This is a genomic window from Actinomycetota bacterium (assembly GCA_014360645.1).
Taxonomy (GTDB): domain Bacteria; phylum Actinomycetota; class Geothermincolia; order Geothermincolales; family RBG-13-55-18; genus Solincola_B.
In genome coordinates this window covers 106,039-131,124 of sequence record JACIXD010000006.1, presented here as the reverse complement: position 1 = coordinate 131,124, position 25,086 = coordinate 106,039, and the positions used below count along the sequence as shown (strand labels likewise).

The following is a 25,086-nucleotide window of genomic DNA, read 5'->3' as shown; positions in this document are numbered from 1 at the left end:
GGAGAGAGAGGGTTGTTCCGCATCTATCCCGCCGTGGACATCAAGGGAGGCCGCTGCGTGCGGTTATACCGGGGAGAAATGGACCGGGAGACGGTCTACGGGTCGCATCCCTGGGAAGCCGCCCTGGCCTGGGAGAGAAAGGGGGCGTCCTACCTGCACGTGGTGGACCTCGACGGGGCCAGGGAGGGAAGACCGGTAAACCTGGCGGCGCTGCGCGAGATCCTGGAGAGGGTGAAGGTGCCCGTGCAGGTGGGGGGAGGGGTGCGTGGAGGAGAGGACGTGGAGCGCATGCTCTCCCTCGGCGCAGCCAGGGTTATACTCGGAACCCGTGCCCTGGAGGATCCGGCCTTCGCGTCCGAGATGATGCGAGAGTATGGCGAGCGAGTGATCGTGAGCGTGGACGCGCGCGGAGGAAGGCTGGCCTTGAAGGGTTGGGTAGAGGAGACGGACATGGGGCCCGTGGAGGCGGTGGAGCTCCTGGCGTCGCTGGGGGCGGAGCGCATCATCTACACCGACATAACCCGCGACGGTACCCTGCAGGGATACGACACCCGGGGCCTCGACCTCCTGTTGGGACGCGGCGTGAGGGTGATCGCCGCCGGGGGCATAGGCGGTCTGGAAGACCTGCTCGCCCTGAAAGAGCGGTCGCCCGGCGGCGTGGAGGGCGCGGTGGTGGGCAGGGCCCTTTATACCGGGGACATCGACCTCTCGCGGGCCCTGGAGCTGGAGGAGGATTGAGGGGCATGGGAAGAGGAGCGGTTGCCGGCGGGAGGAGCGGCGGTGACGGGACGGTGGCGCTAACGCGGCAGGACTCCCCGCGGGGGGGATGGTGATGCATACCAAGCGCATCATCCCTTGTCTGGACGTGGATCGCGGACGCGTGGTCAAGGGCATAAACTTCGTTTCCCTGCGGGACGCCGGCGACCCGGTGGAGATGGCGGCGGTCTATGACCGCGAGGGTGCGGACGAACTGGTTTTCCTGGACATCACCGCCTCCCACGAGGAGCGAGACCTGGTCTTCGACATGGCCGCCCGCGTGGCGGAAAAGGTGTTCATCCCCTTCACCGTGGGCGGGGGCCTGCGCGGGGAGGCCGATATCCGGCACATGCTGGCCACCGGCGCGGACAAGGTGTCTCTAAATACCGCGGCGGTGAAGAACCCCGAGCTCATAACCGTCTCCTCGCGGCGCTTCGGAGCGCAGTGTGTGGTGGTGGCCATAGATGCGCGGCGCCGGTCGAAGGGCTCTTGGGAGGTGTACATCAACGGGGGGAGGACGCCTACCGGGCTGGACGCGGTGGAGTGGGCGCGCCGCGCCGAGGCCTTGGGGGCGGGGGAGATCCTCCTCACCAGCATGGACCGCGACGGCACCCGGGACGGGTACGACCTCGAGCTGACCCGCGCGGTAGCGGATGCGGTGAACCTTCCGGTGATCGCCTCCGGAGGCGCGGGGAACCTGGAGCACCTGGCGGAGGTGATCCTGGAGAGCGGCGCCGACGCCGTGCTGGCAGCCTCCATCTTCCACTACGGCGAGTACAGCATCCGCGAGGCCAAGGCATATCTGCGCTCGAAGGGGATCCCGGTGAGGATGGCCTGAAGGTCCCTCGAAAAGCCGTGACGCGGTCGTGCGCCGCGGCGGGGGGACGGACCCGCGAAAGCCGTATGGTGACCAGATGAAGGAGAAACGATGAGTCGGCTCGGCGCTCAACGGCGTTCCGGGTTGTTTTCCAGCAAAACAAGCTCTGGCGTGTCCCGCCATCTCAGCGGTGGTGGACATCAGAGCAGGCCGTGTGGTAGAAATAACTTCTATGGTGGGAGCATACGGAAAATCCCTTTCCGTATGCGGGTCGGAGAACATGGAGGATAAAGGGGGTCGAGAGAGGTTGAGAAGGAGAAGGTACATTCTGGTAGCTCTGCTGGCCGTAGCGCTGTCCGCCACCATGCTGGCGCACATGGGCTGCGGCACGAAGGAAGGCGGGACCAAGGAGCCCATCAAGATCGGTGTGGTGCTCTCGGAGAGCGGCGCCAACGAGCCGCTGGGAAAGCCCGAACGTAACGCCATCAAGCTCTTCGTCAAGCGCCTCAACGAGGCGGGAGGAATCGATGGCCACGAGATCGAGGTGATCATCAAGGACGACCAGAGCGACGCCAACAAGGCCAAGCAGGCCATGGTGGAGCTGCTGGAGCAGGAGGATCCCGTGGCGGTGATCGGATCCAGCGGGACCGGCACCACCATCGCCATGAAGCAGGAGGCCGAAAAGGCGGGGGTTCCCCAGGTATGCATGGCTGCGGGAGCCAATATCATGGACGGCGACATCACCTGGATCTTCCGCACCCCGCCCACCGCCACCGAGGCGGGAAAGAAGGCGCTCTCCTACATCGCCGAGGTGCTCAAGGTGAAGAAGGTCGCCCTCCTCTACGACACCAACCCCTTCGGCACTGACGGCAAGGCGGTGGTGGAGAAGGAGGCGCCCGGATTCGGGCTGGAAGTGGTGGTGGCCGAGGGATACCAGACGGACGAGTCCGAGGAGGGCATGGACACCCACCTCACCAACGTCATGACCGCCAAGCCCGAGGTGGTGCTGGTGTGGGGGACCAATCCCGGGCCGGCGAAGATCGTCAAGCGCATGCGCGACAAGGGCATCGATCTCCCCTACGTGGGCAGCCACGGCATCGCCAACCAGGCCTTCATCGAGCTGGCGGGCGCGGCGGCCAACGGCGTGGTCTTCCCCGCGGGCAAGATGCTCATCTTCGAGAAGGTCCTCGAGCCGGGAAGCGAGGAATACGAGTTCATCAAAGACTTCTCCGACGCCTATTTCGAGGAGTACGGCGAGAAGATCAACACCTTTGCGGGACACGGCTGGGACGCAATCCTCATCATCACCGAGGCCCTGAAGCGGGCGGGCGCAAACGCCACCCGCGAGGAGCTACGGGACGCTATCGAAGCGACCAGGGGACTGGTGGGGACCGCGGGCGTGTTCAACTACAGCCCCACCGACCACAACGGGCTCACGCCCGACGACCTGACCATGGTGGAGATCGTCGACGGAAAATGGGAGCCGGCCAAGGAATAGACTGCAAGACAGCGGCACGGAAGGAGGAGGCGGAGACTCCCTCCGGCCTCCTCCCTTATTTGTTCCGGGAGGAGAGTTCAGCTGGGATCGCTGGTGGATTTCCTCGCTAACTGCCCGCAGTATATCGCCAACGGGCTTGCCAACGGATGCATATACATCCTGGTGGCCATGGGCTTCAACATCATCTTCAACTCCACCGGCATCATCAACTTCGCCCAGGGAGAGTTCTGCATGTTCGGCGGGCTCTTCGCCTACACCCTAGCGGCGTCCGCCGGGCTGCCGCTGCCCCTGGCGGTGGTCCTAGCGCTGGCCATCACCGCCGCCATCGGGGGTCTCATGGAGCGGTTGCTGGTCTATCCCCTCCGCCGCGCCGGGGTGCTGGTGGCCATCATCGCCACCATAGGCGCCTCCATCTTCTTCAAGTCACTGGGGAGAATCCTCTGGCCCAAGGAGGCATACAAGGTCCCGGAATTCACACCGGGGAACATCTCCCTGCCCGGCGCGACCATCTCCCGGCAGTTTCTCTGGGTCTTCGGCCTCACCATCGTGAGCGTGGCGGCGGTCTATCTGTTCTTCAACCATACAAGGTCGGGCAAGGCCATGCGGGCGTGTTCCGTGAACCGCCTCGCGGCAAGCCTGGTGGGCATAAACGTCATGCGCATGTCCCTCTATTCATTCCTCCTGGCGGCGGCGCTGGGTGGGCTGGCGGGACTCATCAACGCTCCCTACGCCAGCTATTCCATAGGGCTCTTTCTGGGGGTGAAGGGCTTCACGGCGGCGGCGGTGGGAGGACTGGGCAACACTTTCGGGGCGGTGGCCGGGGGAGTGGTCCTGGGCTTGCTGGAGGAGCTTATACCGGGATTCCTCACCGTGGTACTGGGCGTCTCCACGGGTTACAAGGACGCCGTGGCCGCCATATTGCTGATCGCGGTGTTGTTGTTCAGGCCCCAGGGCATCCTGGGGCGCGGAGTGGTGGAAAAGGTCTGAGATGGCTGCCCGGAGAAGAGAGCGGGAAGATACCGGCTTGGGAGGGCTTAACCGGCCAGCGGCGTTCGGTGCGGGCTGGCGGGGGCTCTTGCGGAAGAACGCCATCCTGCTGGCCTTTACCGCCTTCATCATGGTCATGCCCTTCTGGGCGGCGCCCCTTTCTAAGTCCATCGACATCCCCATCGTGCTGACCATGCGACTGGTGGGCATCTACGCCATCGTGGCGGTGGGCCTCAACCTCCTCATGGGGTATGCCGGTCAGGTGTCCTTGGGGCAGGGCGCCTTCTTCGGCATCGGGGCCTATGCCTCGGCCCTCCTCACCACCAAAGCGGGCTTTCCGGTCTGGCTGGGGATACCCTGCGCGGTGCTGGTGGCGCTGATCTTCGGGATCCTCCTGGCGCCGGTGCTGCGCCTGAAGGGACACTATCTGGCCATGGGCACTCTGGCCATGGGGATCGTGGTCTTCGTGTTCCTGCGCGAGATGACCTGGCTCACGGGCGGGAACGACGGCGTGCGCAACATACCGCACCTCTCGTTGCCCTTTCTGGAGGTCACCTCCACACGCGGGGAGTTCTACTACGTCTGGGTCATCGTCATCATCGTCCTCGCCCTGTGCTCCAAACTGGTGGAATCCCGCGTGGGGCGCGCCATGCGGGCCCTGCACCAGTCCGAGGTGGCGGCGGAGGCCATGGGGGTCCCGGTATCCGCGCTCAAGAAGAGGGTCTTCGTCCTCTCCGCCGCCCTAGGTGGGCTGGCGGGAGGCCTCTTCGCCCACCTGCAGAGGTTCATCGACCCCAACCAGTTCACCATCATCCTCTCCATCTCCCTGGTGACCATGGTGGTCATCGGGGGCATGGAGAGCGTGTGGGGATCGGTGTTCGGGGCGGGCCTCATCACCTTCCTTCCCAAGTTGGTGGAGGCGTTGCCGCGCTGGTTCGGGGACGTGCCGGATTGGCTGGAAAAATATAGCAACTACGAGGGGATGGTCCTCGGCCTCATCATCATGCTCACCATGGTCTTCATGCCCAGCGGCATAACCAGGGGCCTGGTGGACCTGTTTTCCCGACGGCGCAGCCCATTTGTGAACCCGTTCCGCAGAAAGGCGGTGGATTGAATGGCCAACAGGTGCGCGGCGGCTGTGCCCGGGGAGGAGGCCGTCCTCTCGGTATGGGGCCTCACCAAGTCCTTCGGGGGACTGACGGCGGTGAAGGAGATATGCATTGAAGCCCGCGAGGGGGAGATAATGGCCATCATCGGCCCTAACGGGGCTGGGAAGACCACCCTCTACGACCTCCTCACGGGCATATATCGCCCCGATACGGGCAACATCGTTTTCTCGGGCCGGGAGATAACCGGGCTCCCCCCGCACTGCATCACCGCCATGGGCATAGCCCGCACCTTCCAGACCGTGCGCCTCTTCCCGGAGATGACGGTTGCTGAGAACGTGATGGTGGGGATGCACCACCGCACGCGCGCGGGCTTCGCGGCCTGCGCCTTGAGGCTTCCCTCCGCGCGGCGGGAGGAGGGCTGGATGCGGGAGGAGGCGGCGCGTTTCCTGGGCATGGTGGGGCTTGAGATGCAGGGGGAAAGCCTCGCGGGGTCGCTGCCCTTCGGGCAGCAGCGCCTGCTGGAACTGGCACGCGCCCTGGCCACCAGGCCCAGGCTGCTGCTCCTCGACGAGCCGGCCTCGGGGCTCAACGCCTACGAGACGCGCGAACTGGGGGACATCATCTACCGCGTGCGGGACATGGGGATAACGGTGATCCTGGTGGAGCACGACATGGGCCTGGTGATGCGGATCTCTGAGAGGGTGGTGGTGCTCGACTACGGCGAGATCATCGCGGAGGGGACGCCGGAGGAGATAAAATCCGATCCGCGGGTCATCGAGGCCTACCTGGGCTCGGAGGTGGACTGATGCCGGGCGTGAATGCGGCGTCGGGATTCTTTCTCACCGCCGGGGGCAGAGGTCCGGGGAGCTTCGGCCCACGGAAGATAGGCCCCGCCGCGGGCACGGAGAACGGGAGAGCGTGATGCTGGAGATTAAAGGTCTGTCGGCCTTCTACGGCAACATAGAGGCCCTCAGGGCGGTGGACCTCTGGGCGAGGGCGGGCCGCATCACCACCATCATCGGCGCCAACGGGGCGGGAAAGACCACCCTCCTGCGCGCGGTTTCCGGGCTCATCCCCGCACGTTACGGGGAGATACGGTACGTGGGCCAGGACATCACCAACCTGGAGCCGCATCGCATCGTGAAGATGGGGATATCCCACGTCCCCGAGGGGCGGCAGGTGTTCGCCACCATGAGCGTGGAGGAGAACCTCATGCTGGGAGCGTATCTCCGCTCCCGCCGCCGGAGTGGAACGGAGATACGGTCGGACCTGGATATGGTCTACGAGGTCTTTCCCGTCCTCAAGGAGAGGAGGGGACAGGCGGCGGGCACGCTCTCGGGAGGGGAGCAGCAGATGCTGGCCATCGGGAGAGCCCTCATGTCGCGGCCCCGCCTGCTGCTCCTGGACGAACCCTCCATGGGGCTAGCGCCCCTGGTGATCAGGGATATCTTCGCGTGCCTGAAGCGCCTGCACGAGGAGGGGCTGACCCTGCTCCTGGTGGAACAGGACGCGCAGATAGCCCTCAGCGTATCCGATTACGGTTACGTCATGCGCGCTGGCAAGATCCGTATGGAGGGCGAGGCGAGGGAGCTCCTGGGAAGGGAGGAGATCAAGAGCCTTTACCTCGGCGAGGAGACGGCGGTGGAAGGAGCGGATGATGGAGATAAAGTTTGACTCGCAAGGCCTGGTGCCCGCCATCGTACAGGACGTGGAGAGCGGCGAGGTGCTCATGCTGGCGTACATGAACGAGGAGTCGCTGCGACGCACCCTGGAGAGCGGCCGCACCTGGTTCTGGAGCCGGAGCCGCCGGGAGTTCTGGTGCAAGGGGGAGACCTCCGGCCACCGCCAGTACGTGAGGGAGATACGCTACGACTGCGACGGCGACGCGCTGCTGGTCAAGGTGCTGCAGGTGGGACCCGCCTGCCACACCGGCGAGAGGTCGTGCTTCTTTCGCGTGGCCGAGGGCGCCAGGACAGACCTCGTGCCGGAGGATGAAGGAACCCCGGGGTGGGGCAAGGAATAATCCAATAAGTGGTCGGTCGGGGGAGCTTGCGCAAAGAAGCCCCGGCGGCGGGCGGGAACCCGTTGAGGTTCACCGGGAAAGGGATTGACGAGGCTTCCGGATGGCGCGGTTGGGTCGCGGCGATGATCTCCGAGCCCGCACCATGGCTATAGAGGCGATGCGGGATTGCCGAATGATCCTCTGGAGAGGAGGCGGCGCGGAAAGGACGGGCCATGCGTTTATGCCCTCACTGTGGTGCGGAGAACCCCGAGGGATCGATATTCTGTTCTCTCTGCCTGGCGAGATTCGCGACGGACGCTTTCCCGAACCGCGCGGCGGACACCCCCACCGGGCCGCCCCTATCGGCACCACCTACCCCGGAGGAATATGTCTCCCCAGGGGATTATCGCGCCCTGGCGCGGGAGATGGCGCAGGGGGCTGGTCCGTACGGGGACGCCTACCGCGCAGCGGCCATGAGCCATCCCGGAGCCATAGCCGCCGCCCCACCGCCCGCATGGGCGAGGAAGCGCGGCGGGACGGATATAGCGCTGCTGGTGCTCAAGTACTCCCTCCTCTCCTATATCCTGCTGTTCACGGTCAATTTCCTCATCGGACTCTTCATCTTCGGAGCGGCCTTCGGGGGCAGCGAGTCGGGGTTCGACTTCGGGGTGGGGATGCTCTACCTCGCGGACGCGGCGGTGCTCATACTTACGGGATACTGGGCCTCTGCGAAGGCCATGCACGCCGGGAGGGGTTGGGCTTACGGGGTGGCCTGCGTGGCGGCGGTGGTGTTCTTCTGGGAGCCGCTGATCTCGCTGATCATCGTGCTGCTCATCTCCGGAGAGTTCTTCGTGCCCGTCTTCAAGCTGTCCGGCATTCTCATCGCCCTGTTTCTCTATATACCCCTGGGCGCCCTGGGGGGATGGGTGGCTGAGAAGAGGTATATGGGTTGAGGGGATCGCCGGCCCCCTCCCGTCTTCCGGGCGGGGAGGCGGCGGCGGAAGCAGCGCGCCGTCGCAAGGGGACCGGGCGGCAGCGGGGCCTTGCGCCCCCAGGAGCGGAGGACGGATGAGATATGATATGTCCAAAATGCGGAGCCGATAACCCGGAGAGCGCCGAGTTCTGCTCCCTGTGTACGGAACGCCTGCGGGGGGGAGGGGGGACGTCTCACGCGCCCACATCCCCCGGAAAGGCGGGCCATTACGTGGCGCCCAGCGAATGGCGGGGCGACGCGGCGGTGCTGCGTCCCGCCTTGAGCGAGGCGGTGGAGCGGAAGGTGCGCCGCTTCCGCTGGAAGGTCTTCGCCTACTTGACGATGATCGCCGCCCTGGTCATCTGGCTAGTGCTCAGCCTCACGCTGTGGAGCAACCCCTCCCCGCACAAGGTGTGCAACCGGCTTCTGGATGCCGCCAACCGCAGGGACGCGGAGGCCTTCACGCAGCTTTTCACCCCCAGTGACCGGGGGCTGGCGGAGGACATCTATGGTGACCTGATCTTGTACCTGGGAACAGGGGGCAGGTTTTCTGGCGTGTCCGTACGCGCCGACAGGTTGGACGCCTATGGCGCGCGCTGCTACCTGGAGGGCGGAAGCATCGAGACGGGCACCGGATCCACCGTGGAGATCGAACCGGGAGACAACCTCGTTGTCTCCATGGAGAACCGGGAAGGCCGCTGGTACGTGACCGCTAGGGGAACGGACATCATCCCCTGAGGCGGAGCCGGCGCCGGGGACACGGAAAGACCGTGCGCCTGCTGCCGGGGAGTCAGGGATATGGGCTGGAGCGAGAGCTATCAAGACGATATGGCCGCGGAGGCGGGGCGCGAGTTCTCGGCGCGCCTGCGGGAAGTCATGGAGGCCTTAAGACGCCTGCGCCTTTCCGCCTCCACATACCGTCATTTCCATCCCCCCTTCGACGAGGCCGCGAGGCGGGCCGAGGGATGGGAGGAGGAGCTGGCGGGAATGTTGTGGGAGCGTGGGGAAGAGCGGTAAGGGGAGCCGGAAAAAGTCGCCGTCCCCCCTTCGACGAGGCCGCGAGGCGGGCCGAGGGATGGGAGGAGGAGCTGGCGGGAATGCTGGGGGAGCTGAGGAAGAGCGGTAAGGTGTACCCGACGGGTTAGTCCAGGCCCGCCCCCGCGCCGTTGACCGTCGATGCGCTCGAAGGCCACGTGAGCGGTTCGCGGGAGGAGAACGCCTACCTCCCCGACCCGGCCCCGGCGACTTCCCCTTCCGGCATGCCGAATAGGACCCGTGTTCAAGCTCCTCCTCTCGGGTGTTAAAATAGCGCTCGTGGACGCCGGAGTGGCGGAACGGGTAGACGCGCTGGTCTCAAAAACCAGTGGGGGAGACCCCGTGCCGGTTCGAGTCCGGCCTCCGGCACCACCATCTAAAGGCGGTTTTGCATATTAAGAAGAGGGAGAGGGGAAGGCGGCCGCGATCGTCAGTGCCCGAGGCCGTGCCCGGGAGAGCGGCCATATGCACGGATGATGAAAGGCGGGCGCCGTGCTCAGCCCGTGGATCCGCGCCGTGAGAGGTGACCGTCCGGGGTTCGCGTCGCGGTGCCCGGAGGGGCTGCCGCCGCCCCGATCCGGCACGCGCGGCTTTCTTTACGGAGAGGGCGGCGCCGGAAAGGAGTTTTTGTCACTAGAGGGTGCTATCATCAGGCTACGTTCTCCTTGGGTGAGGGGGCGGGACGGATAACGTCCCGTCCCCGAACCTCACCATCGAGCCCGGAGGTCGCGGGAGGGGCATGGTCGCGAGTACGCCGGAGAGCCGGAGATGGGTGCTCATAGACGGGCACAGCCTCGCCTACCGCGCCTTCTACGCCCTCCCGGCGGAGATGGCCACCTCCTCCGGCCAGCCCACCAACGCCGTCTTCGGGTTCGTCTCCATGCTCATCAAGGTGTTGGAGGAGCTGCGGCCGGAGGCCATGGTGGTGGCTTTCGACAGGGGGAGGCCGGAGTTCCGCACCGAACGCTTCGCGGAATACAAGGCGCACCGCAAGCCCATGCCCGACGAGCTGAGGGACCAGATGGGGGTGATCCACGCCGTCCTGGAGGCCCTGGGCATCACCGCCCTGGAGGTGGAGGGATACGAGGCGGACGACCTCCTGGCCACCCTGGCCACCACGCTCGAGCCCCGGGACGAGGTCTTCATCGTCACCGGGGACCGTGATGCCCTGCAGCTTGTGGACGAGCGGGTGCGCATCATCGCCAACCGCAAGGGGATCACCGACATAACCGTCTACGACCCGGCCGCGGTCAGGGAGAGATTCGGAGTGGATCCGTCCCAGATCGTGGACTACCTCGCCCTGAAGGGCGACGTCTCGGACAATATCCCCGGGGTCCCGGGGATAGGCGAGAAGACCGCCGCCGCGCTCATCGCGCGCTTCGGGAGCCTGGAGGGAGTATACGAACACCTGGACGAGATCACGCCCCCCAAGGTGAGGCGGGCACTGGAGGAGAACCGCGAGAGCGCCTTCATGAGCCGCGAGCTGGCCACCGCCCGGCGAGACGTGCCTTTGCCCCTCGCCGGCCTGGAGAGTTGCGAACTCAGGCCTTGGGACGACGGTGAGCTCTACAGGATCATGGATTCCCTGGAATTCAGGAAGCATTACGAGCGCCTTTCGCAGCTCCGCCGCGCGCTCTTCCCCTCGGAAAAGGAGGAGGGCGGAGAAGGGGAGGCGGACTCGGAAGGCGTCCTGGAGGTCACGGAGGTGGGGGACGAAGAGGCGCTGGGGGAGATGCTGCGACACCTCGCGCGGGAGGGAGAGGTCTCCATCTATCCCGCCCTGAAGGGAGAGGGGTTCACGCGGGGGAGCATGGAGGCCATGGCCCTGGCGGCGGGCGAGCGCCTTTACCACCTCGACCTGCGCTCGGAGTCGGGCGTGGGGATGCTGCGTTCCTTCCTGGAATGGGTATCCGAGAACCGGGGCCTGCGTATAGACATCTACCGCGGCAAGGACTTCATGGTGCAGTGCCAACGCCTGTGCGGCCTGCACGGCGAGGTGGATTTCGACGTGGAGCTGGCCTCCTACCTGGTGAACCCCTCCGGGGTCAGGCATGATCTCGAGAGCATCTGCGGGCGCTACCTGGGCGCCGTGCGGGATGCCGCGCCCCCGGCGCAGATGGCTCTCGTCGAGGAGGAGGAGGAGGGAGCGGTCGCAACGGCGCGCCTGGCCCGCGCTGTAGGGGACCTGGTCCCTGCCCTGGAGGCGGAGATGGCCCTGCGGGAACTCCAGGACCTCTATCGCGAGGTGGAGATGCCCCTGGAGGCGGTGCTGGCGGAGATGGAGATAAACGGCATCCGCCTCGATCCCTCGGTGCTGGCGGAGATGGAGGCGGAGCTGAAGGAGGAGCTGTCCGGACTCGAGAGACGCGCTTACGAGCTGGCGGGCGAGGAGTTCAATATCAACTCTCCCCAGCAGCTTGCTCGCGTTCTCTTCGAGGTCCTCGGCCTGCCGCCGCGCAGGCGCACCAAGACCGGCTACGCCACCGACGTGGCGGTGCTGCAGTCCCTGGAGGCGGAGCACCCCATTGCCGGGGTGATCCTTCGCTACCGCGAGCTCTCAAAGCTCCTCAATACCTATATCACCGCCCTGCCTCGCCTGGTGGACCCGCGTACGGGCAGGCTGCACGCGTGCTTCAACCAGACGGTCACCTCCACGGGACGGCTTTCCTCCAGCAACCCGAACCTGCAGAACATCCCCGTGCGCACCGCGCTGGGGAGGTCCATACGCAAGGCCTTCCTCCCCACCACTCCCGGAGGCTGCATCATCTCCGCGGACTATTCCCAGATCGAGCTGCGGGTCATGGCTCACCTCTCCCAGGACCCCGGCCTGAAGCTGGCCTTCGAGGAGGACCGCGACATCCACGCCTCCACCGCCTCGGAGGTGTTCGGGATCCCCTTCCAGGAGGTGACCCCCGAACACCGCCGCCGGGCCAAGGCCATCAACTTCGGGATTATCTACGGCATCAGCCCCTTCGGGCTGGCCGAGCAGCTGGGGATCGAGCAGGAGGAGGCCGAGGAGTACATCACGCGCTATTTCAGGGAGTTCCCCGGGGTGCGCGCCTTCCTCGACCGCCAGGTGGAGCTGGCGGCCTCGCGAGGATACGTGACCACCATCCTGGGGAGGAGGAGGGAGATACCCGAGCTCGCCCAGGGCAACGTGCGCCTGCGCAGGCTGGGGGAGAGGCTGGCCTTCAATACTCCCATCCAGGGAAGCGCCGCGGACATCATCAAGCTGGCCATGTTGCGGGTTTACCGGCGCATGCGCGAGGAAGGATGTCGCTCGCGCATGGTGCTGCAGGTCCATGACGAGCTGGTCTTCGACGTGGTGGAGGGAGAGGAGTCCGCCATGATGGAGATCGCCCGCCACGAGATGGAGAACGCTTTCCGTCTCCGTGTCCCCCTCAAGGTGGAGGTGAGCAGGGGCTCATCCTGGTACGACGCGAAATGACCGGCTTCCGCTCACGGCGCCGCTCTCTGTGCAAATCCTTCAGAAAATGCTAGAATAAGCTGTCCGTGTGCCTTGACCGTCAAAAGGAGGGGCCGTGGATAAAAAATCTAATTTGGAGGAAAGGAACGAATGCTGGATCAAACGGAAAGAGAGCGCGAGTTTGTAAACCCCCCTGAGACCCCCGAACTGTCCACCCCCCTGACCAACTTCGACTACTCAGACAGCGAGACCCCCAACTACGACAAGACCATCAAGGTCTTCTCCGAGGGGGACATCATCGCCGGAACGGTGGTGAAGGTGGACAAGGACGAGGTCCTCCTGGACATCGGCTACAAATCCGAGGGGGTGATCCCGGCCCGCGAGCTGTCCATCCGCTACGGCGTCAAGGCGGAGGAAGTGGTGAAGGTGGGCGACGAGATCGACGCCCTGGTGCTCCAGAAGGAGGACAAGGAAGGGCGCCTCATCCTCTCCAAGAAAAGGGCCCAGTACGAACGCTCCTGGGACCTGCTGGAGAAGAAGATGATGGAGAACGAGCCCGTGGAGGGCGAGGTCATCGAGGTGGTGAAGGGAGGCCTCATCCTGGATATAGGCCTGCGAGGCTTTCTTCCCGCCTCCCTCATCGACGTGCACCGCGTAAAGGACCTCCATTCCTTCCTGGGCACCCAGCTCACCTGCAAGATCATCGAGATGGACCGCAACCGCAACAACGTGGTGCTCTCGCGGCGGGCGTTCATGGAGGAGACGGCAAGCGAACGCAGGAAGATACTCCTGGAGAACCTGGACAAGGGCATGCGGGTGAGCGGCAAGGTCTCCAGCCTGGTGTCCTTCGGAGCCTTTATCAACCTCGGCGGCATAGACGGCCTGGTGCACATCTCGGAGCTGTCCTGGTGCCACGTGGAGAAGCCCAGCGAGGTGCTCTCGGTGGGCGACGAGGTGGAGGTGGAGATCCTCGACGTAGACCGGGAGCGTGAGCGCATATCTTTGAGCCTCAAGGCCTGCCAGGCGGATCCCTGGGAGCAGCTCTCCCAGGACGTGATGATAGGGGAGATCATCCGGGGCACGGTCACCAAGCTGGTTCCCTTCGGAGCCTTCGTACAGGTAAGGCCGGGCATCGAAGGCCTGATCCATATCTCGGAGCTTTCGCGCCGGCACGTAGAGCAGCCGGACGAGGTGCTCTCGGTCAACCAGGAGATAGACGTCAAAGTCATCGATATCGACATCGACCGCAGGCGCATAAGCCTCAGTCTCAAGCAGGTCCCGGGAGCCGCGGACGCGGTTTATGAGGCGGAGGAGGAAGAGCCAGCTGAGGAGGCCGCGGAGGTCGCCGAGGTAGCCGAGGCCGCCGGGGCAGCGGATGAAGAGGTTGCCGCTGCCGGGGAGGGGGTCGCGGAGGCGGAAGCCGCCCTCCACGAGGCCTCCACCGAAACCGCCGCGGTGACGGCGGAGGAGCCGGCCGAGGAGAGGGAAGAGGAAGCGGAGGCGGCAGCGGAGGAAGCCGCGGCCGCGGAGCAGGTAGAGGAAGCGCCCCCCGTGGCCGGGGAAGCGACCCCGGTGGAGACGGCGGGGGAGAGCGTCCTCGAGGAGGCCGCGGAATTGCAGCCCGCGGAGACGGGCGGAGAGCCCCCCTCTGAAGAGGCGGCGGGTGCGTCCTTCGAGGAGGAGACGGCATCGGTGGCCGGACCCGAGGAGGCGGAGGCATCCGGGGAGCGTCTGGAGGCGGTGGAGGAGGAAGAGGAAGAACCTCCGGAGGGAAGCCTCGAATCCATCATCCGGGACATGAAACGCAAACAGAATTGAGGCCGGATACCCGGTGACCGCCGTAAGCGGGTTGCCCCCGTGATTTTGGCGGTTCATAACCATCAATTTCCATTTGACCAGACGTCGCGGGCGGCGGCGAAGGCGGGAGAAACCTTCGCCCCGGAGAGCGCTTCCGGCGGCAAGAGCAGAAGCCTTCCACGAGGCCATACCGGTCAGAGCCCGTTCTGGCGATGACGGAAGATCCCGGCAGATCATTTTCGCGGAGCCCGAAGCCGCGCGACCTCTGTTGATGCTGAAAACGTAGATGAGATCGGCTCCCGGAGACGCGTCGCGCCTGACAGATCGACGCAGGAAAAGAACCGCGTTCCCCGCCCTCGTCCGCGGGATAGCGGTCGGGGCAGGGCGAATACTGTGAACAACACCCCGGCGGACACGGGGGCGCGAGGCAAGGCGTAAAGGGAAGGAGAGACCCTTGTTCCTGGTGGCCCTGACGGGCGGCATAGCCAGCGGAAAGAGCACCGTGTGCAGGATGCTGGAGGAGAAGGGCGCCTACGTCATCGAGACCGACCGCCTGGCGCGGGAGGTGGTGAGAAAAGGGCAGCCCGCCTGGCGTGAGATCGTGGAGCATTTCGGCCCCGAGGTGCTGAACGGGGAGGGGGAGATCGACCGCGCCAGGCTGGGCCAGATCGTCTTCGCCGACGAGGAGGAGAGGGCTTTCCTCAACCGCGTCACCCACCCCCGCATCTTCCAGCTCATGTTCGAACGCCTGCGCGCATGGGAGGAGGATCACGGGCCCGAAGGCATAGCGGTGCTGGACATACCCCTGCTGGTGGACGTGAGGGCGGGAGACATGTTCGACTTCACCCTGGTGGTGGACGCACCGCCGGAGCTGCAGGCGCAGAGGCAGGTATCCGACCGCGGCATCTCCGAGCAAGAGGCTTGGGCGCGCATCCGCTCCCAGGTCTCGCGGGAGGAAAGGCTGGCCTACGCCGATCACGTGATACGCAACCAGGGAAGCATGGAGGAACTGCGCCGCGAGGTGGAGGCCGCCTGGAAGGCCATAGATGCCAAGGCGAGGGAGAAACGCGATAAGGAAGGGTGAGATGGCGAGCGCATATCGCCTCGCCGGCCGGCGTCAGCGCCGCTCCAGGGCTCTCTCCCGGAGGGCCTCCTCGATCTCCTCCTTGTAGCGCTCGTAGACGGGGCACCCGTACTGCAGGCAGTAGCGCAGCTCGCGCGAACAGCGCGGTTCCTCGATCTGCCAGCATTCCAGGCCCTTCAGGTAGGCCTCGCAGTAGAGGTACTGGCTGGCCGGACATCCCCTCAGGGAGCGGCAGGTGTTGCGCGCCATAACCATCGACCTCCCCGCCCGTCGGCGTGCTATCATTCATATCAGGGGCTCGATCGAGCCCTTGTTGGATTAATGATAGAGGACGGTAAGCGCCCATGACAAACCCGCCCGCGGAGAGGGGGACGGAGATGGTGTTCTTCGACGCGGGAGAGACCCTCGTCCACCCCGAGCCCTCCTTCCCCCAGCTCTTCAAGCAGGTCTGCGCCTCCCACGGGCTCGAGGTGGACCTCTCGCTGCTGCCGGCGGCCACGCGTTGCCTCATGGCGGGGGTTGAGGAACGCCAGAAGGAGGGATATACCTTCACCAACGACGCGGAGGAATCCCGGCGTTTCTGGCTTGACTTCTATTCGCGCCTGGTGCGGGAGCTGGGAGGAGAAGAGGCCGACGGAGACCTTCCCCTCCACCTCTACCGCACCTTCTCCGATCCCGCCAACTACACAGCTTACCACGACGTGCCCGAGACCCTCGCACGCTTGAGGGAGGAAGGCTACCGCCTGGGCATCATCTCCAACTTCGAGGCCTGGCTGCAGGACCTCCTCGACGACCTGGACCTCAGCCGCCACTTCGAGGTAATGGTGATCTCGGGCCGCGAGAGATACGAAAAGCCTCACCCGGAGATCTACGCCCTGGCGCTGCGCAGGGCCGGGGTGCATGCCCGCCGGGCGCTGCACGTCGGGGACTCGCCCCTCTCCGACTACCGGGGACCGAGGGAGGCGGGCATGCGGGCGGTGCTCCTGGACCGTTGGGGAAGGTTCCCGGATTTCGGCGGCGAACGCGTGCGCGACCTCAGGGAGCTCCCGGAGTTGCTGGCGCGAGGTGACCTCTAGTATGGGAGGATTCCGCATCGCCGCAGACCTCACTCCCCGCGGCGACCAGCCCCGGGCCATCGCCTCCCTGGTGGAGGGGCTGCGGGCAGGCGAGCGCGTGCAGACCCTCCTGGGGGTGACGGGTTCCGGGAAGACCTTCACCATGGCCCACGTGATCGACGCTGTGGACCGGCCCGCCCTGGTCATCGCCCCCAACAAGACCCTGGCGGCGCAGCTCTGCAACGAGTTCCGCGAGCTGTTCCCGGAGAACGCCGTGGAATATTTCGTCAGCTATTACGATTATTACCAGCCGGAGGCCTACGTGCCCCGCTCGGACACCTACATAGAGAAAGACACCTCCATAAACGAGGACATCGACCGCCTGCGCCACCGCGCCACCTCGGCCTTGCTGTCGCGCCGCGACGTGATCATCGTGGCCTCGGTGTCCTGCATCTACGGCCTCGGGAGCCCCCAGGAGTACCTGAACCGGGTGCTCATCCTCGAGCGAGGCAGGGAGTACGACCTGGAGGCGGTGGTGCGCCAGCTGGTGGACATGCAGTACGTGCGCAACAACTACGAGTTGGCGCGCGGCGCCTTCCGGCTCAAGGGGGATACCCTGGAAATCTATCCCAGCTACGAGGAGAGAGTGGTCCGGGCAGAGTTCTTCGGGGACGAGCTGGAGCGGGTCACCGTCATCGACCCCCTCACCGGGGAGGTGTTGAGCAGGGAGGAGCGCCTCGCGGTGTACCCGGCCACCCATTATCTCACCAGTGAGGAGAACCTGCGGCGCGCCGTGGAGTCCATACGCGAGGAGTTGGAGGGACGCGTGGCGGAGCTGGAGGCGGCGGGTAAGCTCCTGGAGGCGCAGAGGCTGCTGCAGCGCACCACCTACGACCTGGAGATGCTGCGGGAGATGGGGTACTGTTCCGGGGTGGAGAACTATTCCCGGCACCTGGACGGCAGGAGGCCCGGCGAGCCCCCCTATACCCTGCTGGATTTCTTCCCCGAGGATTACCTGGTGTTCATAGACGAGTCCCACATCACCGTGCCCCAGCTGCGCGGCATGTACGAGGGCGACATGTCGCGCAAGCGCACCCTGGTGGAATACGGTTTCCGCCTCCCCTCCGCCTTGGACAACCGCCCCCTGCGCTTCGAGGAGTTCCTATCCCGGGTAAACCAGGTGATCTGCGTGAGCGCCACCCCCGGGGACTGGGAACTGGGTCTCTCCGCGCGGGTGGTCGAGCAGATCATCCGCCCCACCGGCCTGGTGGACCCCGAGCTTTCGGTGCGTCCCGCCCGGGGCCAGATAGACGACCTCATGGCGGAGATACGGCGCCGCGTGGAGCGCGACGAGCGCACCCTGGTGACCACCCTCACCAAGCGCATGGCGGAGAACCTCACCGATTACCTCCTGGAGATGGGCCTCAGGGTGCGCTACCTGCACTCCGAGATCGACACCCTGGACCGCGTGGAGATCATACGCGACCTGCGCACGGGGGAGTTCGACGTCCTGGTGGGCATCAACCTGCTGCGCGAGGGCCTCGACCTGCCCGAGGTGTCTTTGGTGGCCATCCTGGACGCCGACAAGGAGGGATTTTTACGCAACGAGCGTTCCCTCATCCAGACCATCGGGAGAGCCTCGCGCAACGTGCACGGGGAGGTGATCATGTACGCCTCGGAGGTCACCGAGTCCATGCGCCGGGCCCTGGAGGAGACGGAGCGCAGGCGCGCCCTGCAGATAGCCTACAACCGAGAGCACGGCATAGACCCCCAGACGGTCCGCAAGCGCGTGAGCGATATAATGGATATGGTCCTGGTCCCGGACGAGAAGGCTCCCTACCGCGTGCGCAGGAGGGAGCAGGAGGAGATGCCCCTCCCCGAGCTGGAAAGGCTCATCGCCGGCCTCGAGGAGGAGATGCGGCTGGCCGCCGACGACCTCCGCTTCGAGTACGCGGCGCGCCTGCGAGACGAGATCGCCGACCTCAAGAAACGCCTGCGCCGTCGGGCGGAGCGGGAGAGGGCCGGCGGCGTTTGAGGACCTCCCACGCCATGGGCGCACGGCCATTGCCGGCAAGGGAGGCGCGGAGCTTTCCCGGGTCGTGAGGGCGGGGGGCGGGGAGAGGCCGGGCAACCGGCCCCCGCACGGAGGCGAGCGCCGTCTATGAGACCGGGCAGGGGCGCCATGGTCCGGGTCCGGACACTTCTACGGAACGGGGATGGTGATGGAGGGAGCGACCGAGCTGCCGGAGGTGCCGCCGTATACGGAATGGATAGTCATCAGCGGCGCGCGTGAGCACAACCTCAAGAACGTCCACCTCAGGCTGCCCCGGGGCAGGCTCATCGTCATGACCGGCCTCTCGGGAAGCGGCAAGTCGTCCCTGGCCTTCGACACCATCTACGCCGAGGGGCAGCGCAGGTACGTGGAGTCCCTGTCCGCCTACGCCAGACAGTTCCTGGGCCAGATGGAGAAGCCCGACGTGGACCACATCGACGGGCTCTCCCCGGCCATCTCCATCGACCAGAAGAGCGCCACCAGGAATCCCCGCTCCACGGTGGGGACCATCACAGAGATCCACGACTACCTCCGCCTCCTCTACGCGCGCATAGGCAGGGCGCACTGCCCGTCCTGCGGCCGGCCCATCGAGCGCCAGACCGCGCAGCAGATCATCGAGAAGGTGCTCGCCTACGAGCCCGGGACGCGCCTCTACATCCTCGCCCCCCTGGTGCGCGGGCGCAAGGGTGAGTACTCGCGGCTCCTGGCGGAGATGAGGGGAAAGGGGTTCGCCAGGGCGCGGGTGGACGGACGTTACGTAGACCTGGAAGAGGACATACGCCTGGAGAGGTACGTACGGCACGACATCGAGGTGGTGGTGGACCGCCTGGTGATCAAGGAAGGCCTGCGCCGCCGCCTGGCGGACTCCCTAGAGACCGCGCTCGAGCTCGGAGGGGGCATGGTGGTGGTCGGGGCGGAGGGGGAGGAGGACCGCTGGTACAGCGAGCATTTCTCCTGCCCGCAGTGCGACGTCAACCTGCCGGAGCTGGAGCCGCGCATGTTCTCCTTCAACAGCCCCTACGGAGCGTGCCCGGAATGCAGCGGGCTTGGATACCTCCAGGTCATCGATCCCGAGCTGGTGGTGCCCGACCCCACCCTGAGCATCGAGGAGGGGGCCATAGCGGCCTGGCCCAGCGCCGCCACCTCCACCTACGCATACCGCCTCCTGGAAGCGCTGGCCGAGAAGTACGAGTTCAGCACGCGCACTCCCTTCGGCGAGCTACCCGCGGAGATAAGGGAGAAGATCCTCTACGGCACTGGGGAGGAGAAGGTGTACGTGCGCTACCGCAGCCGCCGAGGCTACGCGCGCGCCTACTTCACACGCTACGAGGGGGTGATCAGGTGGCTGGAGCGGCGTTACGCGGAGACGGACTCGGAATACGCTCGCGCCCGCATCTCCCAGTACATGAACCTCAGGCCTTGCCCCGCCTGCGGTGGTGCACGGCTGAAGCCGGCCAGCCTCGCGGTCACCGTGGGGGGCCTGAACATCCACCAGCTCTCATGCCTTTCCATCCGCGAGTGCGCACGCTTCCTGTCAAGTCTTCCCTTGAGCCCCACCGAGGAGGCCATCGCGCGCCGCATCCTCAAAGAGCTGTCGGCGCGCCTGGGTTTCCTCGTGGACGTGGGCCTTGATTACCTCTCCCTCGACCGCGCGGCCTCCACCCTGGCGGGCGGGGAGGCGCAGCGCATACGCCTCGCCACCCAGATCGGGAGCGGGCTGGTGGGGGTGTTGTACATCCTCGACGAGCCGTCCATAGGACTTCACCAGCGCGACAACCGCCGCCTCATCGCCACCCTGGAAGGCCTGCGCGACCTCGGCAACACCCTCATCGTGGTGGAGCACGACGAGGCCACCATCCGCGCCTCAGACTGGGTGGTGGACATCGGGCCGGGGGCGGGGGAGCACGGAGGAGAGATCGTCTACAGCGGTCCCCTGCAGGGGCTTCTGCAGCACCGGGATTCCATAACCGCCAGCTACCTGCGCGGCGACCGGTCCATCCGGCCGCCCGGTGCACGCCGCGCCGGCAACGGGCGCAGCCTGGTGATAAAGGGGGCGGAGGAGCACAACCTCAAGGGGATCGACGTGGAGATACCGCTGGGAAGGCTGGTGTGCGTGACCGGCGTCTCGGGGTCGGGAAAGAGCACCCTGGTGCACGACGTCCTCTACCGCGGGCTGGCGAGGAGGCTCTACCGCTCCAAAGTGCCCCCGGGGAAACACGCCGGCATCTTGGGCCTGGAGCACATCGACAAGGTCATCAACATCGACCAGAGCCCCATCGGTCGCACCCCGCGCTCCAACCCCGCCACCTACACCGGGGTATTCGACCGCATACGCGCCGTCTTCGCCCAGACGGTGGAGGCCCGTGCGCGGGGCTACAGGCCCGGCAGGTTCAGCTTCAACGTGCGGGGAGGCCGGTGCGAGGCCTGCCGCGGCGACGGCACCATCAAGATAGAGATGCACTTCCTGCCCGACGTCTTCATCCCCTGCGAGGTCTGCAAGGGCAAGAGGTACAACGAGGAGACCCTGCAGGTGACCTTCAAGGGACGCAACATCAGCCAGGTGCTGGAGATGTCCGTCGAGGAGGCGCTGGAATTCTTTTCCGCCATCCCTCCCATCCGTCGCCACCTGCAGACCCTCAACGACGTGGGCCTGGGGTACATAAAGCTCGGGCAGCCCGCGCCAACCCTCTCCGGCGGCGAGGCGCAGCGGGTGAAGCTCGCCTCTGAACTGAACAGGCGCGCCACGGGACGCACCCTCTATCTCCTGGACGAGCCCACAACGGGCCTCCATTTCGACGACATCGCCAAGCTCCTGGACATGCTCCAGGGGCTGGTGGACGCGGGCAATACCGTGCTCATCATCGAGCACAACCTGGACGTGATCAAGTGCGCGGACTGGGTGATCGACCTCGGTCCCGAGGGAGGCGGGGAGGGGGGCCGCGTGGTGGCGGAGGGGACGCCGGAGGAGGTGGCGGCGACCCCCGGCTCCTATACCGGAGAGTTCCTGCGTCCTCTGCTGGGCCTCGAAACAAGAGAGAAAGCGGGGTGAGGTCCGGGGTGAGCGAGCTGAAGGGGGCAGCGGCCTCGCTGCCGGACGGACCCGGGGTCTATCTCTTCAAGGACGCGTCCGGCAGGGTGATCTACGTGGGCAAGGCGGCGTCCCTGCGCAAGCGCGTGGCCTCCTATTTTCAGGGAGGAGAGCCCGACAACCCCCGCCTGGAGATGCTGCGCTCCCGGGCGGCGGCCGTCGACTTCATCGTCACCGCCAACGAGGTGGAGGCGCTCATCCTGGAGGCCAACCTCATAAAGCGCCATCGCCCCGACTACAATATCCTGTTCCGGGACGACAAATCCTATCCCTACATGGCCATCTGCGCCGGGGACGCCTTTCCCCGCGTCATATTCGTTCGCGGCAGGCGCCGTCCCGAGAACGTCTATTACGGCCCCTTTCCCCACGCCGGCGCGGTGCGCGAGGCCATCGAGACCCTGCGCAAGGTGTTCCCCTTCCGCTCCTGCCGGGGAAGGGAGCCCGGCAAGAGCACCGGCAGCCCGTGCCTCGAATACCATATCGGGCGCTGTTGCGGGCCATGTACCGGCGAGGTCACCAGGGAGGAATACGGGCGCATCATCGCCGGGGTGCGCGAGTTCATGGAGGGGGGACACGAGGAGATCCTGCGGGGGCTGGAGGAGCGCATGCGCCTCGAGGCCTCGCGCCTGGAATACGAGAACGCGGCGCGCACGCGCGACCGCATCCTGGCCCTGCAGCGCATCCTGGAGAGGCAGCAGGCGCACAGCCTGCGGGGCGAGGATCAGGACGTGTTCGGGATATTTGCCGATGAGCTCGACGCCTGCATCACGGTGTTCACGGTACGTGGCGGGAAGATACTGGGGAAACAGGATTATTATTCCACTCTTCCCGCTCTCCAGGACGAGGGAGAGGCGCTGTCCGCCTTCCTCCCCCGCTATTACATGGACGCCACCGCGGTCCCGCCCCGGGTGTTGCTGTCCCATACCCCGCCCGAGGAGGAGATGGGGCCGCTGCAGGCCTGGCTGCGGGAGAAAGCGGGAAGGGCGGTGCGGTTGAGCGTCCCGCAGCGGGGGGAGAAGCGCCGTCTGGTGGAGAAGGTGGTGGAGAACGCCCGCCTCGCGCACGGACTGCAGCGGGCCCGGCTGGAGAGCGACCTGGGCTGGATATCGCGCGCCGTGGAGGGGATCCACAGTGGTCTCTGCCTGCCCCGGGTGCCTTACCGCATCGAGTGCTACGACATCTCCAACCTCGGCGCCGACGACGCCGTGGGCTCCATGGTGGTCTTCGAGGCGGGTATCCCGGCGCGCGGCGACTACCGGCGATTCCGCATCCGCGGGGTCATGGGGCAGAACGACGTGGCCATGATGGAGGAGGTGCTGGACCGCCGCCTCTCCAGGCTCAGGGACGCCGGCGAGCATGCCTGGCGGGCCCGGGAAGGCGGAAGGGGCCCGCGCCTCGATTCCTTCCATAAGAAGCCGGACCTCCTGGTGGTCGACGGGGGGGAAGGCCAGCTTGCGGCGGCCTTGAAGGCCCTGCATAAACACGGTTTTACGGATATCGCCGTGGCTTCGCTGGCCAAGCGCCTGGAGGAGATACATCTGCCCGGAGAACCCTCCCGGGTGATGCTGCCCCGGGACAGCGAGGCCCTGCACCTCCTGCAGCGCATACGCGACGAGGCGCACCGCTACGCCCTGGAGTATCACCGCCGCGAGCGCGGAAGGAGGACGAGGGCTTCCCTGCTCGACGGCGTGCCGGGCATCGGGGCAAAACGCAAGAAGGCGCTGCTGCGCCACTACGGCAGCGTGAGGGCCATCGCGGCCGCCACCCTGCCCGAGCTCGCGGCCCTCAGTTTCATGGACCGGCGCAGCGCCGAGAGCCTCTACCGTGCCTTCCATCCCGAGGAGAGCGGGGAGGAAAGGAAGGAGTCCACGGCCGGTGGCAGGGGCGCGGAGGCCGGCGAAGGGGAGGTGGAAGGATGATCCATCCCGCGGTACGCGAGATGGCGACGCCGGTGGGAGTTCTGCGCATCTACCTGCTGGGGGACAAGCCGGCTCGCCTTACCCTGGGGGAAGTGGGCAGGCCGCCCGTCCCCTGCCTGTTGAGGCCCCCGCGGCTGGTGTCGGAGATGGAGGACGCCCTGGCGGTCTACTTCGCGGGAGGGGCGATCGACCGTGCCCTCTCCCTCCGCCTGCTGGGACTCTTCCATCCCACCCCTTTTCAGGAGGCGGTCTACCGTCGGGTCATCGCCATCCCGCGGGGAGAGACGCTCTCCTACCGCGAGGTGGCCGTGAGCGCCGGCCATGCGGGTGCGGCGAGGGCGGCAGGCAACGCTCTGCGCGACAACCCCTTTCCCATCTTCATCCCCTGTCACCGCGTGATCAGGGCGGACGGAGGGCTGGGGGGCTTCGGAGGACGAGAGGACATCAAGGCCATGCTCCTCGCCCACGAGGGCATCGAGGTGGACAGAGACCTGGTCCGCGCATGACCGTGCGCATGGCCACGGACGGTGGAGCCGCGGCGGGTGGCAGCGGCATGCCTGTTCATGCCCGCGCCGCAAGCGCTATAATCAGGTAAAGGCGACCAGAGTAGCGGAGGTGCAGGCTGGAGATAACCATCGTCACCGGCCTCTCGGGAGCGGGAAAATCCATCGCCATAAAGAGCATGGAGGACCTGGGACACTTCTGCGTCGACAACCTCCCCCCCTCCCTGCTGGTGAAGATGGTGGAGCTGTGTTCGGGCGAGGGCGCCAGGATCGACCATCTCGCGGCGGTTATCGACGTTCGTGGCGGAGAGTTCTTCGAGGACCTCAACGAATCCCTGGACGAACTGGATCGTGGCGGTATCCCTTACCGCATCATCTTCCTGGAGGCGGATGACGAGACCCTGCTCAAGCGTTTCAAGGAGACCAGGCGTTCCCACCCCATCCATGCCGGGGGTGGGATCCTGGAGAGCATCGCCAGGGAGCGCGAGCTCCTCCGTGGTCTACGGGGGCGCGCAGACATCGTCATCGACACCTCGGGGACGAACGTGCATCAGTTGCGAGAACAACTGGTGGAACTTTACAGCGGCGAGGAGGGCATCACCCTGCCGGAGATGACCCTGGTGTCCTTCGGTTACAAATTCGGCCTGCCCCTTGACGCCGATATGGTCTTCGACCTGCGCTTCCTCCCCAACCCCTTCTGGGTGGACGAGCTGCGCGACCTGGACGGGAGCGACGAGCGCGTGCGGCGTTATGTGCTGGACCAGGAGGAGAGCCTGGAATTCCTGGACCGTGTGGGATCCCTGCTCCTCTTCCTCAAGGACCGCTTTCTGCGCGAGGGCAGGAGGTACATAACCGTTGCCTTCGGGTGCACGGGCGGGAAGCACCGCTCGGTGGTGCTGGTGGAAGAGATGGCGAGGCGCCTTCAGGGAAGCGACTGGCGCGTGAACGCGCGACACCGCGACGTGCAGCGGGGCTGAGAGGGG

The 25,086-nt window shown here is 66.0% G+C and carries 22 protein-coding genes and 1 tRNA gene; 22 read left to right on the top strand and 1 reads right to left on the bottom strand.

The features are described 5' to 3' along the window. Positions 1-12: 12 nt before the first annotated feature. The 16 genes from hisA (at position 13) to H5T74_07145 (ending at position 15,485) form a co-directional block, all read left to right on the top strand. Positions 13-738 (top strand): 1-(5-phosphoribosyl)-5-[(5-phosphoribosylamino)methylideneamino]imidazole-4-carboxamide isomerase, encoded by a 726-nt coding sequence (gene hisA / locus H5T74_07220; GenBank protein MBC7230164.1) that lies wholly within the window; start codon positions 13-15, stop codon positions 736-738. A 94-nt stretch (positions 739-832) separates the two neighbouring features. Beyond that, a complete protein-coding gene (gene hisF, locus H5T74_07215) occupies positions 833-1,594 on the top strand; it encodes an imidazole glycerol phosphate synthase subunit HisF (protein ID MBC7230163.1) in 762 nt (253 codons plus the stop codon). A gap of 286 nt (positions 1,595-1,880) precedes the next feature. Further along, entirely contained in the window at positions 1,881-3,071 is a 1,191-nt protein-coding gene (locus tag H5T74_07210) for an ABC transporter substrate-binding protein (GenBank protein ID MBC7230162.1), read from the top strand. A gap of 93 nt (positions 3,072-3,164) precedes the next feature. Further along, on the top strand, positions 3,165-4,058 hold the full coding sequence (locus H5T74_07205; protein MBC7230161.1) for a branched-chain amino acid ABC transporter permease: 894 nt from the start codon (positions 3,165-3,167) through the stop codon (positions 4,056-4,058). Between the two features lie 88 nt (positions 4,059-4,146). Further along, on the top strand, positions 4,147-5,172 hold the full coding sequence (locus H5T74_07200; protein ID MBC7230160.1) for a branched-chain amino acid ABC transporter permease: 1,026 nt from the start codon (positions 4,147-4,149) through the stop codon (positions 5,170-5,172). Then, positions 5,173-5,973, top strand: coding sequence for an ABC transporter ATP-binding protein (locus H5T74_07195; protein MBC7230159.1), 801 nt, complete (start codon positions 5,173-5,175; stop codon positions 5,971-5,973). Positions 5,974-6,088: 115 nt separating this feature from the next. Beyond that, a complete protein-coding gene (locus H5T74_07190; protein ID MBC7230158.1) occupies positions 6,089-6,841 on the top strand; it encodes an ABC transporter ATP-binding protein in 753 nt (250 codons plus the stop codon). Further along, on the top strand, positions 6,822-7,190 hold the full coding sequence (gene hisI / locus H5T74_07185) for a phosphoribosyl-AMP cyclohydrolase (protein MBC7230157.1): 369 nt from the start codon (positions 6,822-6,824) through the stop codon (positions 7,188-7,190). The genes H5T74_07190 and hisI overlap by 20 nt, the downstream gene beginning before the upstream one ends. 212 nt (positions 7,191-7,402) lie before the next feature. Next, the gene (locus H5T74_07180) at positions 7,403-8,122 is read left to right on the top strand and encodes a zinc ribbon domain-containing protein (protein ID MBC7230156.1); all 720 of its coding nucleotides are present in this window, start codon (positions 7,403-7,405) and stop codon (positions 8,120-8,122) included. A 251-nt stretch (positions 8,123-8,373) separates the two neighbouring features. Beyond that, the gene (locus H5T74_07175; GenBank protein MBC7230155.1) at positions 8,374-8,880 is read left to right on the top strand and encodes a hypothetical protein; all 507 of its coding nucleotides are present in this window, start codon (positions 8,374-8,376) and stop codon (positions 8,878-8,880) included. Positions 8,881-8,940: 60 nt separating this feature from the next. After that, complete coding sequence (locus tag H5T74_07170; GenBank protein MBC7230154.1) at positions 8,941-9,159, top strand: hypothetical protein; 219 nt, start codon at positions 8,941-8,943, stop codon at positions 9,157-9,159. Then, positions 9,135-9,287: a hypothetical protein gene (locus H5T74_07165; GenBank protein ID MBC7230153.1), complete on the top strand. Its 153-nt coding sequence runs from the start codon at positions 9,135-9,137 to the stop codon at positions 9,285-9,287. The genes H5T74_07170 and H5T74_07165 overlap by 25 nt, the downstream gene beginning before the upstream one ends. A 175-nt stretch (positions 9,288-9,462) precedes the next feature. After that, a tRNA-Leu gene (locus H5T74_07160) sits at positions 9,463-9,549 on the top strand. Positions 9,550-9,916: 367 nt separating this feature from the next. Next, entirely contained in the window at positions 9,917-12,625 is a 2,709-nt protein-coding gene (polA, locus tag H5T74_07155) for a DNA polymerase I (GenBank protein MBC7230152.1), read from the top strand. A 129-nt stretch (positions 12,626-12,754) separates the two neighbouring features. Next, positions 12,755-14,422 (top strand): 30S ribosomal protein S1, encoded by a 1,668-nt coding sequence (gene rpsA / locus H5T74_07150; protein ID MBC7230151.1) that lies wholly within the window; start codon positions 12,755-12,757, stop codon positions 14,420-14,422. A gap of 442 nt (positions 14,423-14,864) precedes the next feature. Beyond that, positions 14,865-15,485, top strand: coding sequence for a dephospho-CoA kinase (locus tag H5T74_07145; GenBank protein ID MBC7230150.1), 621 nt, complete (start codon positions 14,865-14,867; stop codon positions 15,483-15,485). 33 nt (positions 15,486-15,518) lie between these two features. On the opposite strand, the gene H5T74_07140 is transcribed toward H5T74_07145, so the two are convergent. After that, positions 15,519-15,740, bottom strand: coding sequence for a hypothetical protein (locus tag H5T74_07140; GenBank protein MBC7230149.1), 222 nt, complete (start codon positions 15,738-15,740; stop codon positions 15,519-15,521). Between the two features lie 89 nt (positions 15,741-15,829). Between H5T74_07140 and H5T74_07135 the strand changes: the two genes are divergently transcribed. The 6 genes from H5T74_07135 to rapZ all read left to right on the top strand — a co-directional run bounded on the left by H5T74_07135 (position 15,830) and on the right by rapZ (position 25,080). Beyond that, entirely contained in the window at positions 15,830-16,561 is a 732-nt protein-coding gene (locus H5T74_07135) for an HAD-IA family hydrolase (GenBank protein ID MBC7230148.1), read from the top strand. Between the two features lies 1 nt (position 16,562). Next, positions 16,563-18,575: an excinuclease ABC subunit UvrB gene (gene uvrB, locus H5T74_07130; GenBank protein ID MBC7230147.1), complete on the top strand. Its 2,013-nt coding sequence runs from the start codon at positions 16,563-16,565 to the stop codon at positions 18,573-18,575. Between the two features lie 187 nt (positions 18,576-18,762). Then, positions 18,763-21,642 (top strand): excinuclease ABC subunit UvrA, encoded by a 2,880-nt coding sequence (uvrA, locus tag H5T74_07125; protein ID MBC7230146.1) that lies wholly within the window; start codon positions 18,763-18,765, stop codon positions 21,640-21,642. Positions 21,643-21,650: 8 nt separating this feature from the next. Then, complete coding sequence (gene uvrC / locus H5T74_07120; protein MBC7230145.1) at positions 21,651-23,600, top strand: excinuclease ABC subunit UvrC; 1,950 nt, start codon at positions 21,651-21,653, stop codon at positions 23,598-23,600. Next, a complete protein-coding gene (locus H5T74_07115; GenBank protein ID MBC7230144.1) occupies positions 23,597-24,106 on the top strand; it encodes a methylated-DNA--[protein]-cysteine S-methyltransferase in 510 nt (169 codons plus the stop codon). The genes uvrC and H5T74_07115 overlap by 4 nt, the downstream gene beginning before the upstream one ends. 116 nt (positions 24,107-24,222) lie before the next feature. Next, positions 24,223-25,080 carry an RNase adapter RapZ gene (gene rapZ, locus H5T74_07110; GenBank protein MBC7230143.1) on the top strand — a complete coding sequence of 286 codons (858 nt, stop codon included), beginning with the start codon at positions 24,223-24,225 and terminating at the stop codon, positions 25,078-25,080. Positions 25,081-25,086 lie beyond the last annotated feature (6 nt).

Bases quoted from the DNA above. Each gene is read 5' to 3' on its own strand.
- H5T74_07140 (MBC7230149.1), bottom strand. From the start codon at position 15,740: ATGGTTATGGCGCGCAACACCTGCCGCTCCCTGAGGGGATGTCCGGCC.
- rpsA (MBC7230151.1), top strand. From the start codon at position 12,755: ATGCTGGATCAAACGGAAAGAGAGCGCGAGTTTGTAAACCCCCCTGAG.
- hisI (MBC7230157.1), top strand. From the start codon at position 6,822: ATGATGGAGATAAAGTTTGACTCGCAAGGCCTGGTGCCCGCCATCGTA.
- H5T74_07195 (MBC7230159.1), top strand. From the start codon at position 5,173: ATGGCCAACAGGTGCGCGGCGGCTGTGCCCGGGGAGGAGGCCGTCCTC.
- hisF (MBC7230163.1), top strand. From the start codon at position 833: ATGCATACCAAGCGCATCATCCCTTGTCTGGACGTGGATCGCGGACGC.
- H5T74_07190 (MBC7230158.1), top strand. From the start codon at position 6,089: ATGCTGGAGATTAAAGGTCTGTCGGCCTTCTACGGCAACATAGAGGCC.
- polA (MBC7230152.1), top strand. From the start codon at position 9,917: ATGGTCGCGAGTACGCCGGAGAGCCGGAGATGGGTGCTCATAGACGGG.
- H5T74_07135 (MBC7230148.1), top strand. From the start codon at position 15,830: ATGACAAACCCGCCCGCGGAGAGGGGGACGGAGATGGTGTTCTTCGAC.
- uvrA (MBC7230146.1), top strand. From the start codon at position 18,763: ATGGAGGGAGCGACCGAGCTGCCGGAGGTGCCGCCGTATACGGAATGG.
- H5T74_07115 (MBC7230144.1), top strand. From the start codon at position 23,597: ATGATCCATCCCGCGGTACGCGAGATGGCGACGCCGGTGGGAGTTCTG.
- uvrB (MBC7230147.1), top strand. From the start codon at position 16,563: ATGGGAGGATTCCGCATCGCCGCAGACCTCACTCCCCGCGGCGACCAG.
- H5T74_07170 (MBC7230154.1), top strand. From the start codon at position 8,941: ATGGGCTGGAGCGAGAGCTATCAAGACGATATGGCCGCGGAGGCGGGG.
- H5T74_07180 (MBC7230156.1), top strand. From the start codon at position 7,403: ATGCGTTTATGCCCTCACTGTGGTGCGGAGAACCCCGAGGGATCGATA.